Raw genomic sequence first — 12,512 nt, 5'->3', positions numbered from 1 at the left:
TTGCTCGCAGGTCTGAAAAGACCTGCGAGTATAACAGAGCTAAATATGTGACGTCAGATCCGGTCTTTCCACACCGTCTGGATATTACAGAACTCATGTAAGCCGAAATGAGAAAGTTCACGCCCAAAACCGCTCTTCTTCACACCGCCAAAAGCGACCCGTGCGTCGCTGGCGCAAAAACCATTGATAAACACGCCGCCGCATTCCAGACGTGCCGCCATCTGTCTGGCTCGTGTTTCGTCAGCGGTAAAGATCGTCGCTGAAAGGCCGAACTCACTGTCATTCGCCAGTTCCAGCGCATGTTCTGCATCTCTCGCTACGGTGATTGCCGCAACGGGGCCAAACATTTCTTCACGAAACGCGGTCATTTCTGGGGTGACATTTGCCAGAACCGTTGGCGGATAGTAGTTACCTGCCCCAGCCATCTTTTCCCCGCCCAGTAACAAACGTGCGCCCTGCGCCAGGGTTTTTTCCACCTGATGATGCAACTCATCACGCAAGTCAAAACGTGCCATCGGACCAAGATCGTTCTCTTCGTCACGGGGATCGCCCATTTTCAACGCTGCTGCAGCCGCTACAAAACGTTCGGTAAATGCCGAAGCAATCCCCTCTTCGATGATAAAACGTTTTGCCGCCGCGCAAACCTGTCCGGTATTCTGGTAACGCCCGGCAACCGCCGCTTTAACCGCCAGTTCCAGATCGGCATCGTTAAGCACAATAAACGGATCTGAACCGCCCAGCTCCAGTACGCATTTTTTCAGTGCCGCACCAGCCTGTGCACCAATAGCCGCTCCCGCACGAACACTCCCGGTCACGGTGACTGCCGCAATACGTGGATCTCTAATCATCTGACTGACACCATCGTTGTCAGCATTTAGCCAGCCATATACGCCCTGAGGGATACCCGCGTCTTTAAACACCTGGGCAATGAGCTGAGCACAGCCCGTCACATTCGGCGCGTGCTTAAGTAAGTAGCCGTTACCTGCAAGAATGATGGGAACAGCGCCGCGCATCACCTGCCATAAAGGAAAGTTCCACGGCATTACTGCCAGAATCGTCCCCATTGGTCGATACTCAATAACCGCCTGCTGATTCTCAACCAGCGTTGGCTCTGCTTTCAGCATTGACGGGCCATGTTCTGCATACCAGTCACACAAATTCGCCGATTTCACCACTTCGGCACGTGCCTGCTTGATGGGTTTACCCATTTCGCGGGTGATCATTTGCGCCATCTCTTCGCTGCGAGTACGCAGAGCTTTACCGATATCTCGCAGTTTTTCCGCCCGGTAATCTACGCTTGTCTCGCGCCAGCCGCGAAAACCTTCCACTGCAAGCTGAAGAGCGTTTTCAATATCGTCAGCGCCTGTCCAGGGCAGTGAAGACAGTTGTTCACCATTGGCTGGATTTATCGAAATGGCATGGGTCGCCGGAGTGATGGTCATTGGGGTATCTCCTTTATGAGTTATGGTTTGAAGATACGTAGATTTACTCTTGTTTGAAAATGAATAATATTAAGCCACTTATTCACAAATCGAGAATGCTATGGATCTGACTCAACTGGAGATGTTCAACGCAGTTGCCGAGGCAGGCAGCATTACCCAGGCTGCGGCTAAAGTACATCGTGTGCCGTCGAATCTCACGACTCGTATACGTCAACTGGAAACAGAGCTCGGTGTTGAGCTGTTTATCCGCGAAAATCAGCGTTTACGTCTCTCTCCCGCCGGGCATAACTTTTTACGCTACAGCCAACAAATTCTCGCGCTGGTGGATGAGGCGAGAAATGTCGTGGCTGGCGATGAGCCACAAGGTCTGTTTTCTCTCGGATCGCTGGAAAGCACCGCCGCAGTGCGTATTCCGGCAACGCTGGCAGAATTTAACCGTCGTTACCCCAAAATTCAGTTTTCACTTTCCACCGGCCCTTCCGGCACGATGCTGGACGGCGTACTGGAAGGAAAGCTGAATGCGGCATTTATTGATGGGCCGATTAACCATACCGCCATCGACGGGATACCGGTGTATCGTGAGGAGCTGATGATCGTCACGCCGCAAGGACATGTGCCAGTTACCCGTGCCAGTCAGGTTAATGGTTACAACATCTATGCCTTTCGCGCCAATTGTTCGTATCGCCGTCATTTTGAGAGCTGGTATCATGCTGACGGTGCCGCACCGGGGACTATTCATGAGATGGAGTCGTATCACGGGATGCTGGCCTGTGTGGTCGCGGGTGCGGGCATTGCGCTTATCCCTCGTTCTATGCTGGAAAGTATGCCGGGGCATCACCAGGTTGAAGCATGGCCGTTGGCTGAGCAATGGCGTTGGTTAACAACCTGGCTGGTCTGGCGTCGCGGTGCGAAAACGCGCCCGCTTGAGGCGTTTATTGAACTGCTGGATGTACCAGACTAAATGTTGTACCGGCTACTCACGCTGCCGTTGATACAGCATGACATGAATCGGCGAAACGCGACATAGATCACAAAACCGTTGTATTCAGATCATTAACCGTTTTAAGATCATTTCATTACCTTTTCGCAACTCATCCGATAATCGGTTATGACAACAAATATGGTTTCCCGCAAAGTGGCGTGGCTACGGGTCGTTACGCTGGCCGTTGCCGCCTTCATCTTCAATACCACCGAATTTGTGCCTGTAGGTTTGCTTTCTGATATTGCGCAAAGCTTTCATATGCAAACCGCACAAGTCGGTATCATGTTGACCATTTATGCGTGGGTAGTGGCGCTATTGTCACTGCCTTTTATGCTAATGACCAGTCAGGTCGAACGCCGCAAATTGCTGATCTGTCTGTTTGTGGTGTTTATCGCCAGCCACATACTGTCGTTTTTATCGTGGAGCTTTACCGTTCTGGTAATCAGTCGCATTGGTGTGGCTTTCGCCCATGCTATTTTCTGGTCGATTACGGCGTCTCTGGCAATCCGTATGGCGCCAGCCGGAAAGCGAGCGCAGGCATTGAGTTTAATTGCCACCGGCACAGCACTGGCGATGGTATTAGGTTTACCTATCGGGCGCATTGTGGGGCAGTATTTCGGCTGGCGAACAACCTTCTTCGCGATTGGTATCGGGGCGCTTATCACCCTTTTGTGCCTGATCAAATTACTTCCATTGCTGCCCAGTGAGCACTCTGGTTCGTTAAAAAGTCTTCCGCTGCTGTTTCGTCGCCCGGCATTGATGAGCATTTATTTGCTGACGGTAGTCGTGGTCACCGCCCATTACACGGCATACAGCTATATTGAACCTTTTGTGCAAAACGTTGCGGGGTTCAGCGCCAACTTTGCCACAGCATTGCTGTTGATGCTCGGTGGTGCGGGCATCATTGGTAGCGTCATTTTCGGTAAGCTGGGTAATCAGCACGCATCGGTGCTGGTCAGTGCGGCGATTGCGCTATTGCTGGTGTGCCTGGCACTACTGTTGCCTTCGGCAAGTAGCGAGATACACCTCGGCGTGCTGAGCATTTTCTGGGGGATCGCGATGATGATCATCGGACTTGGGATGCAGGTTAAAGTACTGGCGCTGGCACCAGATGCCACCGACGTTGCGATGGCGCTCTTTTCCGGGATATTTAATATTGGTATCGGCGCCGGGGCGCTGGTGGGTAATCAGGTAAGTCTACGCTGGTCGATGTCGATGATTGGTTATGTGGGTGCAGTTCCGGCTCTCGCCGCGTTGATATGGTCAATCGTCATATTCCGCCGCTGGCCTGTGGCACTTGAAGAACAGACACAATAGCTTCCATGCACGAACGAGCCTTTCAGATTATTGACAACGTGCGCTTTGTTTATGCCGGATGCGGCGGGAACGCCTTATCCGGCCTACAACTCAATACATTGCAGAGATTACGTAGGCCTGATAAACGTAGCGCATAGGCAATGTTGCGTTTGTCATCTGCTCAGACCCATTTGGGTCTTTTTTAATGGTAAGTTTTAATAATTTCCAGGATGCCGTTAATAATAAATTGCACGCCCATACAAACCAGCAAGAAGCCCATCAAGCGGGAGATCGCTTCAATTCCCCCTTTCCCCACCAGCCGCATAATGGCACCAGAGCTACGTAGACTTCCCCACAAAATGACCGCCACCAGGAAAAAGATCAGCGGCGGCGCAACCATCAGCACCCAGTCCGCGAAGGTTGAACTCTGACGCACCGTTGACGCCGAGCTAATGATCATCGCAATGGTTCCCGGTCCGGCGGTACTTGGCATTGCCAGTGGCACAAAAGCAATATTGGCGCTGGGTTCATCTTCCAGCTCTTCCGATTTGCTTTTTGCTTCCGGTGAATCCGTTGCCTTTTGCTGGGGAAAGAGCATACGGAAACCGATAAATGCAACAATTAACCCCCCAGCAATACGTAGACCGGGAATCGAAATGCCGAACGTATCCATCACCAGTTGCCCGGCGTAATACGCCACCATCATGATGGCAAATACGTATACCGAGGCCATCAACGACTGGCGGTTACGTTCGGCGCTGTTCATGTTGCCCGCCAGGCCAAGAAATAACGCGACTGTCGTTAATGGGTTGGCTAACGGCAGCAACACCACCAGCCCCAGACTAATTGCTTTAAACAAATCTAACATTGGTGGTTGTTATCCTGTGTGTCTGAGTCATCAGCGAAAAGTATAAAGGGAAAACAAAGAGAAAGTTTCACTCTTTAACTAATCTTGCATAGCACTGACCAAAACTTGAACCGATTTAGCAAAACGTGGCATCAGACAATTCATTCATTTGACTTATACTTGCCTGGGCAATATTATCCCCTGCAACTAATTACTTGCCAGGGCAACCAATGTGAAAAGTACCAGCGACCTGTTCAATGAAATCATCCCCTTGGGTCGCTTAATCTATATGGTTAATCAGAAGAAAGACCGTCTGCTTAACGATTATCTGTCTCCGCTGGATATCACTGCGGCACAGTTTAAGGTGCTCTGCTCTATCCGCTGCGCAGCGTGCATTACGCCGGTTGAACTGAAAAAAGTGTTGTCGGTCGACCTGGGGGCACTGACCCGTATGCTGGATCGCCTGGTCTGTAAAGGCTGGGTGGAACGGTTGCCAAACCCGAATGACAAGCGCGGCGTGCTGGTAAAACTCACCGCCAGCGGCGCAGCAATATGTGAACAATGCCATCAATTAGTTGGCCAGGATCTGCATCAAGAATTAACAAAAAACCTGACGGCGGACGAAGTGGCAACGCTTGAGCATTTGCTTAAGAAAGTCCTGCCGTAAACAAAAAAAGAGGTATGACGATGTCCAGACGCAACACTGACGCTATTACCATTCATAGCATTTTGGACTGGATCGAGGACAACCTGGAATCGCCACTGTCACTGGAGAAAGTGTCAGAGCGTTCGGGTTACTCCAAATGGCACCTGCAACGGATGTTTAAAAAAGAAACCGGCCATTCATTAGGTCAATATATCCGCAGCCGTAAGATGACAGAAATCGCGCAAAAGCTGAAAGAAAGCAACGAGCCGATACTCTATCTGGCAGAACGTTATGGTTTCGAGTCCCAGCAAACGCTGACCCGAACCTTCAAAAACTACTTTGATGTTCCGCCGCATAAATACCGGATGGCTAATATTCAGGGCGAATCGCGCTTTTTACATCCATTAAATCATTACAATAGCTAGTTGAAACGTGACAACGTCACTGAGGCAATCATGAAACCACTTTTATCCGCAATGATAACCGCGCTTATTGTCTTTTCTGCGCAAGGCTTTGCGGAACAAACCACGCAGCCGACGGTTATTCCCTGTGGTGATGAAGTGATTGTTCCCCCATCGCAGGAACAACCACCATTCGATTTAAATCACATGGGTACAGGCAGTGATAAGTCGGATGCGCTGGGCGTGCCCTATTATAATCAACACGCCATGTAGTTAATTCTGGCCCCGACATATCGGGGCTTATTAACTTCTCACCTTCACCGCTTTACGCCACCGCAAACCAAACACATTGATATACAGCCCGCCCATTATCAGCACCGCACCGAAAAATTGCAGACCCGTTAATCGTTCATCTAACAATAACGCCGCACTTGCCAGACCGACTACCGGGACAAGTAACGATAACGGTGCCACGCGCCAGGTTTCATAACGCCCAAGCAGCGTACCCCAGAGCCCATAGCCGACAATCGTCGCCACAAACGCCAGATACATCAGAGACAAAATGGTGGTCACGTCGATAGTGACCAGGCTGTGAATCATTGTTGCGGAACCATCGAGAATGAGCGAGGCGACAAAGAACGGGAGAATCGGGATCAATGCGCTCCACACTACCAGCGACATCACTGCCGGGCGCGATGAGTGCGACATGATCTTTTTATTGAAGATGTTGCCACACGCCCAGCTAAATGCTGCCGCCAGGGTCAGCATAAAACCGAGCATCGCCACATGTTGACCGTTCAGGCTATCTTCAATCAACACCAGCACGCCAAATATCGCTAAGGCGATCCCCGCCAGTTGCTTGCCATGCAGCCGTTCACCGAAAGTAAACGCGCCGAGGACAATCGTAAAAAACGCCTGTGCCTGTAAAACCAGCGAGGCCAGACCTGCTGGCATACCGAAGTTAATGGCGCAGAAGAGAAAGGCAAACTGCGCAAAACTGATGGTTAAACCATACCCCAGCAGCAAATTCAGCGGTACTTTCGGTCGTGCGATAAAAAAGATTGCCGGGAAGGCCACCAGCATAAAGCGCAAACCGGCCAACATCAGCGGTGGCATATTATGAAGCCCCACTTTGATGACCACAAAATTAAGCCCCCACACAACCACTACCAGTAGCGCCAACAACCCATCTTTTCGCGACATTCTACCGCCCCTGAATTTTCATCTTTTGTAAGCAATCAACTTAGCGGAATTTACTTTTTTTTAACAGTTGATTCGTTAGTCACCGTTTACGACGGCATTAATGCGCAAATAAGTCGCTATACTTCGGATTTTTGCCATGCTATTTCTTTACATCTCTAAAACAAAACATAACGAAACGCACTGCCGGACAGCCAAATGAACTTATCTCTGCGACGCTCTACCAGCGCCCTTCTTGCCTCGTCGTTGTTATTAACCATCGGACGCGGCGCTACACTGCCGTTTATGACTATTTATTTGAGTCGCCAGTACGGTCTGGGTGTCGATTTGATTGGTTATGCGATGACAATTGCGCTCACTATCGGCGTCGTTTTCAGCCTCGGATTTGGCATTCTGGCGGATAAGTTTGACAAGAAGCGTTATATGTTACTGGCAATTACCGCCTTCGCCAGCGGCTTTATCGCCATTCCCCTGGTGGACAACGTGACGCTTGTGGTGCTGTTCTTCGCGCTCATCAACTGCGCGTATTCCGTTTTTGCTACCGTGTTGAAGGCCTGGTTTGCCGATAATCTTTCCTCCGCCAGTAAAACGAAGATCTTCTCGATCAACTACACCATGCTCAACATTGGCTGGACCATCGGCCCACCGCTCGGCACGCTGTTGGTGATGCAAAGTATCAATCTGCCCTTTTGGCTGGCAGCCATCTGTTCTGCGTTTCCTGTGCTTTTCATTCAAATTTGGGTGAAACGCAGCGAGAAAATCATCGCCACAGAGACAGGCAGCGTCTGGTCTCCAAAGGTTTTGTTACAGGATAAAGCTCTGCTGTGGTTCACCTGCTCAGCCTTTCTGGCCTCTTTCGTGAGCGGAGCGTTTGCCTCGTGCATTTCACAATACGTGATGGTGATTGCTGATGGCGATTTTGCCGAAAAGGTGGTCGCGGTTGTTCTTCCGGTTAATGCTGCGATGGTAGTTACGTTGCAATATTCCGTGGGTCGCCGCATTAATCCGAGCAACATCCGCGTGCTAATGACGGTCGGCACTCTCTGCTTTGTCATCGGTCTGGTCGGGTTTATCTTTTCGGGCAACAGCCTGCTACTTTGGGGAATTTCAGCCGCCGTGTTTACTCTTGGCGAAATCATTTATGCCCCTGGTGAATATATGTTGATTGACCATATTGCACCGCCAGGGATGAAAGCCAGCTATTTTTCCGCCCAGTCTTTAGGCTGGCTTGGTGCAGCGATTAACCCATTAGTGAGTGGCGTCGTGCTCACCCGCCTGCCGCCGTCCTCGCTGTTTGTCATCTTAGCGTTGGCGATCATTGCTGCATGGGTGCTGATGTTAAAAGGCATTCACGCAAGACCCTGGGGGCAGCCGGTTCTTTGTTGACTCTCTGCCATGCCTTAACGGCACGGCTTGACTCATTATTTTCGTGTTGCAAAGGCGTAGCCTTCATCTTCCCAGCCGGTTACCCCGCCGATCATGATTTTAACTGGCCTTCCTAACCGAGCCAGTTTGAGTGCCGCGCGGTCTGCGCCGTTACAATGTGGCCCCGCGCAATACACCACAAACAGAGTATCTTCCGGCCATTGAGCCATTCTCTCTTCGGTCATTTGCTTATGGGGCAGATGAATTGCGCCTGGGATATGCCGACGGGCGAAATCCTCTTCACGTCCGACCACATGCAGCAAAACGAAATCATCGCCAATGTAGGCCAGCGAGTCATGAACATCTGCGCAATCCGTTTCGACACTCAAACGCATGAGAAAATGCGCTTCGGCAACGTCCGGTTTCGCTGCGGTAAATTCAGTGACATAACGCATATTGCTTTTTCCTTTTGGGTTGTTGTGTTAACAATAATGTAACCAATCAACCTTTCACTGACCGCCTTCCAATATGCCAGAAAAAAGCAAAATGATGACAACAGTACAACGACCGCTTGTCACTGTACTGGCCTATGACGGGCTTTGTACTTTCGAATTTGGTGTAGCCGTTGAAATCTTCGGCCTGCCGCGACCGGAACTGGGCGATAACTGGTATCGGTTTGCTGTTGCTGCGGTAGAACCCGGTGCGCTGCAAGCTACTGGCGGGATCCACGTAGTTGCGGATGGCGGGCTGGAGCTACTGACTGAAGCCGATATGATTATTATTCCAGGCTGGCGCGGTATAGATGCAACAGTACCAGAAATGCTATGCCAGGCGTTGTGCGAAGCACATCAACGCGGTACTCGCCTGGTTTCGATATGCTCGGGCGTATTTGTCCTTGCCGCCACTGGCCTTCTTCACCAGCGAAAAGCGACCACCCACTGGCGCTACACGGAACAACTCCAGCATCGTTACCCTTCAATTCACGTAAGTGACAATGTGTTATATCAGGATGAAGGACAAGTGATGACCTCCGCTGGAAGCGCAGCAGGGATCGATCTGTGCTTACATATCGTGCGCAAAGATTATGGTCACGAAATTGCTAATAATGTCGCCCGGCGGTTAGTCATTCAGCCGCATCGCCACGGTGAGCAACCACAAAACCTGACACGACCGATGGCTTCGCCGCGTGAAAGCCATACGTTAGGCGCATTATTCGACTTTTTACAGCAAAATCTGGCACAAACGCATACCGTTGCCTCTCTCGCCGGACGAGTGAATATGAGTCAACGTACTTTTTTAAGACGCTTTGTCGCCTTAACGGGTATGACACCCGCCCGCTGGCTTCTCAATGAGCGATTAATACGAGTGGAAGATTATCTGCAAAATTCGTCGTTTAGCATCGATAAAATTGCCGAGCTGACAGGGTTTGGTAATTCAGCCTTACTGCGTCATCATTTTCACCAGCGTTTTTTATTATCCCCTTCACAATATCGGAAAAACAGCCGTTCCTCATCACATTAACCCTCTAATTCAGCCTTCGTTTAGGTTACCTCTGCTAATATCTTTCTCATTGAGATGAAAATTAAGGTAAGAGAGGAAACACACCACACCATAAACGGAGGCAAATAATGCTGGGTAATATGAATGTTTTTATAGCTGTACTGGGAATAATTTTATTTTCTGGCTTTCTGGCCGCGTATTTCAGCCACAAATGGGATGACTAATGAACGGAGATAATCCCTCACCTAACCGGCCCCTTGTTACTGTTGTGTACAAGGGGCCTGATTTTTCTGACGGCGAAAAAAAACCGCCAGTAAACTGGCGGTGAATGCTTGCATGGATAGATTTGTGTTTTTACTTTTGCGCTAACAGGCTTTTCTCTGCACTGGTAACGGATCATTGACACAGTAGCATTATTTTTCTCAATGAATGTTAAACGGTGCTTAAACTCGGGTAATCACGTTTTGTTCGTCAATAAACATGCAGCGATTTCTTCCAGTTTGCTTACCCTCATACATTGCCCGGTCTGCTCTTCCGATGACCACATCCAGCGGTTCTTCAGGAAATGCGCGGCTCACACCTGCGGTCACGGTTATGTTGATATGCCCTTCAGAATATGCGATTGCATGGGTATCGACTCGCTGGCAAATACGTACTCCGGCACGACATGCATCTTCATCATTAGCAGCTTTGACAATGATGATAAATTCTTCGCCACCATAGCGATAAACCGTTTCGTAATCACGCGTCCAGGTAGATAAGTAGGTTGCCAGGGTTCGTAATACCACATCACCGATTAAATGCCCGTAGGTATCATTAACCAATTTAAATCGGTCTATATCCAGCAGCATTAAATAGAGATTCAGTGGTTCAGCATTACGTCATTGATGATCAAAGGATTCATCAAGAACCCGACGACCAGGTAATCCAGTCAGAACATCCATATTGCTACGAATCGTCAGCAAATAAATTTTGTAATCTGTTAATGCTGCCGTAAAAGAAAGTACCCCTTCCTGAAATTCATCAAAATGAGCGTCCTGCCAGCGATTTTCGACAATAGCCAACATTAATTCCCGACCACAGTTATGCATATGTTGATGGGCAGAATCCATTAGCCGAACGTAAGGTAATTCATCGTTATCGAGTGGCCCCAAATGATCAATCCAGCGACCAAACTGGCACAGTCCATAAGAATGGTTATCCGTAATTTCTGGCTTACTGGCATCTCTCGCGACCACGCTGTGAAACATACTCACCAGCCACTGATAATGGGCGTCGATAGCCTTATTGAGATTTAGCAAGATGGCATCGATTTCCGTTGTCTTCTTGATCATTGCCACTCCTTTTTCACAGTTCCTTGTGCGCGCTATTCTACCGAGAGAAAAGAAAAATTACGTCAATATTTTAATAGAAATCCTAATCTGAGACGACGTTAAAGATAACATTCTGATTTAAAACAAAATAAGCAGATAAAAAAGTGTTTAATACTGTAAATTATCTCTTCCTTGCACCATAAAACAGAGGCAAATAACATAAACAGCAAAGCCTGATGCCCCTATTGATTGGGCCATCAGACGCATTTATTTTTGTGACTATTTCTGCAGATGTGTGACCCGAACGACGGCTGGAGTGCTTTTCTTATCCAGACTCCCGCTAATGTTGATCATCTGGTCAGGCTGAACTTGTCGTCCATCAAAGACGGCAGCAGGAATAACAACATTAATCTCATCGCTCTTATCACGAAAAACGTAACGGTCTTCACCCTTGTGGGAAATCAAATTACCACGTAATGAAACTGAGGCACCATCATGCATAGTTTTCGCAAAATCAACGGTCATTTTTTTTGCATCATCAGTTCCGCGATAGCCGTCTTCTATTGCATGTGGCGGTGGTGGCGCAGCATCCTGTTTTAAACCTCCCTGATCATCTGCCAACGCATAAGGCATGACAAGAAAACCTGCTAATACAATGGCCTGAAATTTCATACTAACTCCTTAATTGCGTTTGGTTTGACTTATTAAGTCTGGTTGCTATTTTTATAATTGACAAATAAGAATCGTACTGATTGTTATAAAACAATTAAAATCAGTCAGCTAGCAACAAAATTTGCTGCAAATTTAACTCAAAAAAGACAATAAAAAGATTAATGAAAGCTGTGTTTAAGTCTTAAATATATTTTCAGAATAATCGGATTTATAAATCTGATTTTTATCATAGTGAAAGAACATACCAAAAAGGCAAATCACCTTTGCAGCTAATAACGTGGACAAACAACGATGAACATTAATAGCAATAAAATTGTACAACTTGCAGATAGCGATACTATTGAAAACCTGACATCCGCGTTGAGCCAAAGACTTATCGCTGATCAATTACGCTTAACTACTGCCGAATCATGCACTGGCGGTAAGTTGGCTTGCGCGCTGTGTGCTGCTGAAGACACACCAAAGTTTTACGGCGCAGGCTTTGTCACTTTTACCGATCAAGCCAAAATGAAAATCCTTGGCGTCAGTCAGCAATCGCTTGAGAAATATACGGCGGTGAGCGAGAAGATAGCGGCAGAAATGGCAACTGGCGCCAAAGAGCGCGCAGATGTCGATATTAGTATTGCCATTACCGGCTACGGTGGGCCTGAAGGTGGGCAGGATGGTACGCCCGCAGGCACAGTCTGGTTCGCATGGAATATAAAAGGAAATACGCATACTGCGGTTATGCATTTTGATGGTGATTGCGAAACAGTATTAGCATTGGCGGTTCGATTTGCACTGGCGCAGCTTTTGAAATTACTGGAATGACTTTCTGGCCTGGCTTTACGCCAGACCAGCTATATTTA

15 protein-coding genes and 1 pseudogene are annotated in these 12,512 nt (G+C 48.6%); 10 read left to right on the top strand and 6 right to left on the bottom strand.

Going from position 1 to position 12,512, the window contains the following annotated elements:
- Window positions 1-53: 53 nt before the first annotated feature.
- Complete coding sequence (sad, locus tag A7098_RS05455; protein ID WP_105280462.1) at window positions 54-1,442, bottom strand: succinate-semialdehyde dehydrogenase; 1,389 nt, start codon at window positions 1,440-1,442, stop codon at window positions 54-56.
- Window positions 1,443-1,542: 100 nt separating this feature from the next.
- Between sad and A7098_RS05450 the strand changes: the two genes are divergently transcribed.
- Entirely contained in the window at window positions 1,543-2,403 is an 861-nt protein-coding gene (locus A7098_RS05450; protein WP_105280461.1) for a LysR family transcriptional regulator, read from the top strand.
- Window positions 2,404-2,550: 147 nt separating this feature from the next.
- Window positions 2,551-3,741, top strand: coding sequence for an L-arabinose MFS transporter (ydeA, locus tag A7098_RS05445; protein ID WP_105280460.1), 1,191 nt, complete (start codon window positions 2,551-2,553; stop codon window positions 3,739-3,741).
- Window positions 3,742-3,922: 181 nt separating this feature from the next.
- On the opposite strand, the gene marC is transcribed toward ydeA, so the two are convergent.
- Window positions 3,923-4,588 carry an NAAT family transporter MarC gene (marC, locus tag A7098_RS05440; RefSeq protein ID WP_000885044.1) on the bottom strand — a complete coding sequence of 222 codons (666 nt, stop codon included), beginning with the start codon at window positions 4,586-4,588 and terminating at the stop codon, window positions 3,923-3,925.
- Window positions 4,589-4,799: 211 nt separating this feature from the next.
- Between marC and marR the strand changes: the two genes are divergently transcribed.
- The 3 genes from marR to marB are packed head-to-tail and all read left to right on the top strand — an operon-like array spanning window position 4,800 to window position 5,887.
- Window positions 4,800-5,234, top strand: coding sequence for a multiple antibiotic resistance transcriptional regulator MarR (gene marR / locus A7098_RS05435; protein ID WP_000843428.1), 435 nt, complete (start codon window positions 4,800-4,802; stop codon window positions 5,232-5,234).
- 20 nt (window positions 5,235-5,254) lie between these two features.
- The gene (marA, locus tag A7098_RS05430) at window positions 5,255-5,638 is read left to right on the top strand and encodes an MDR efflux pump AcrAB transcriptional activator MarA (RefSeq protein WP_000091195.1); all 384 of its coding nucleotides are present in this window, start codon (window positions 5,255-5,257) and stop codon (window positions 5,636-5,638) included.
- Window positions 5,639-5,668: 30 nt separating this feature from the next.
- Window positions 5,669-5,887, top strand: coding sequence for a multiple antibiotic resistance protein MarB (gene marB / locus A7098_RS05425; RefSeq protein WP_000803538.1), 219 nt, complete (start codon window positions 5,669-5,671; stop codon window positions 5,885-5,887).
- 30 nt (window positions 5,888-5,917) lie between these two features.
- Here marB and eamA read toward each other — a convergent pair whose 3' ends face one another.
- The gene (eamA, locus tag A7098_RS05420; protein ID WP_105280459.1) at window positions 5,918-6,817 is read right to left on the bottom strand and encodes an O-acetylserine/cysteine exporter; all 900 of its coding nucleotides are present in this window, start codon (window positions 6,815-6,817) and stop codon (window positions 5,918-5,920) included.
- Between the two features lie 195 nt (window positions 6,818-7,012).
- On the opposite strand from eamA, the gene ydeE reads away from it, so the two are divergent.
- Complete coding sequence (gene ydeE, locus A7098_RS05415; protein ID WP_105280458.1) at window positions 7,013-8,200, top strand: efflux MFS transporter YdeE; 1,188 nt, start codon at window positions 7,013-7,015, stop codon at window positions 8,198-8,200.
- 35 nt (window positions 8,201-8,235) lie between these two features.
- Here ydeE and A7098_RS05410 read toward each other — a convergent pair whose 3' ends face one another.
- On the bottom strand, window positions 8,236-8,634 hold the full coding sequence (locus A7098_RS05410) for a rhodanese-like domain-containing protein (RefSeq protein ID WP_105280457.1): 399 nt from the start codon (window positions 8,632-8,634) through the stop codon (window positions 8,236-8,238).
- A gap of 94 nt (window positions 8,635-8,728) precedes the next feature.
- Between A7098_RS05410 and ftrA the strand changes: the two genes are divergently transcribed.
- The 3 genes from ftrA to mgtT all read left to right on the top strand — a co-directional run bounded on the left by ftrA (window position 8,729) and on the right by mgtT (window position 10,007).
- Window positions 8,729-9,700, top strand: a complete 972-nt coding sequence (gene ftrA / locus A7098_RS05405) for a transcriptional regulator FtrA (protein WP_123056746.1) — start codon at window positions 8,729-8,731, stop codon at window positions 9,698-9,700.
- Window positions 9,701-9,807: 107 nt separating this feature from the next.
- Window positions 9,808-9,903 carry a protein MgtS gene (gene mgtS / locus A7098_RS05400; RefSeq protein WP_000901364.1) on the top strand — a complete coding sequence of 32 codons (96 nt, stop codon included), beginning with the start codon at window positions 9,808-9,810 and terminating at the stop codon, window positions 9,901-9,903.
- Window positions 9,903-10,007: a protein MgtT gene (gene mgtT / locus A7098_RS24145; protein ID WP_301005536.1), complete on the top strand. Its 105-nt coding sequence runs from the start codon at window positions 9,903-9,905 to the stop codon at window positions 10,005-10,007. Before mgtS ends, mgtT begins: the two co-directional genes overlap by 1 nt.
- 115 nt (window positions 10,008-10,122) lie before the next feature.
- Here mgtT and dgcZ read toward each other — a convergent pair.
- Window positions 10,123-11,013: pseudogene (dgcZ, locus tag A7098_RS05395) on the bottom strand (diguanylate cyclase DgcZ).
- A 258-nt stretch (window positions 11,014-11,271) separates the two neighbouring features.
- Window positions 11,272-11,664 (bottom strand): YdeI family stress tolerance OB fold protein, encoded by a 393-nt coding sequence (gene ydeI / locus A7098_RS05390; protein ID WP_105280455.1) that lies wholly within the window; start codon window positions 11,662-11,664, stop codon window positions 11,272-11,274.
- Window positions 11,665-11,955: 291 nt separating this feature from the next.
- Here ydeI and A7098_RS05385 point away from each other — a divergent pair, with 291 nt between their 5' ends.
- Window positions 11,956-12,474 carry a 2-oxo-tetronate isomerase gene (locus A7098_RS05385; protein WP_001024824.1) on the top strand — a complete coding sequence of 173 codons (519 nt, stop codon included), beginning with the start codon at window positions 11,956-11,958 and terminating at the stop codon, window positions 12,472-12,474.
- Window positions 12,475-12,512: the final 38 nt, after the last annotated feature.

Origin of the sequence: Escherichia sp. MOD1-EC7011, from assembly GCF_002965005.1 — a bacterium.
Taxonomy (GTDB): Bacteria; Pseudomonadota; Gammaproteobacteria; order Enterobacterales; family Enterobacteriaceae; genus Escherichia; species Escherichia ruysiae.
Note: the sequence above shows the minus strand (reverse complement) of the source record. Positions and strands in the feature narration are given on the sequence as shown.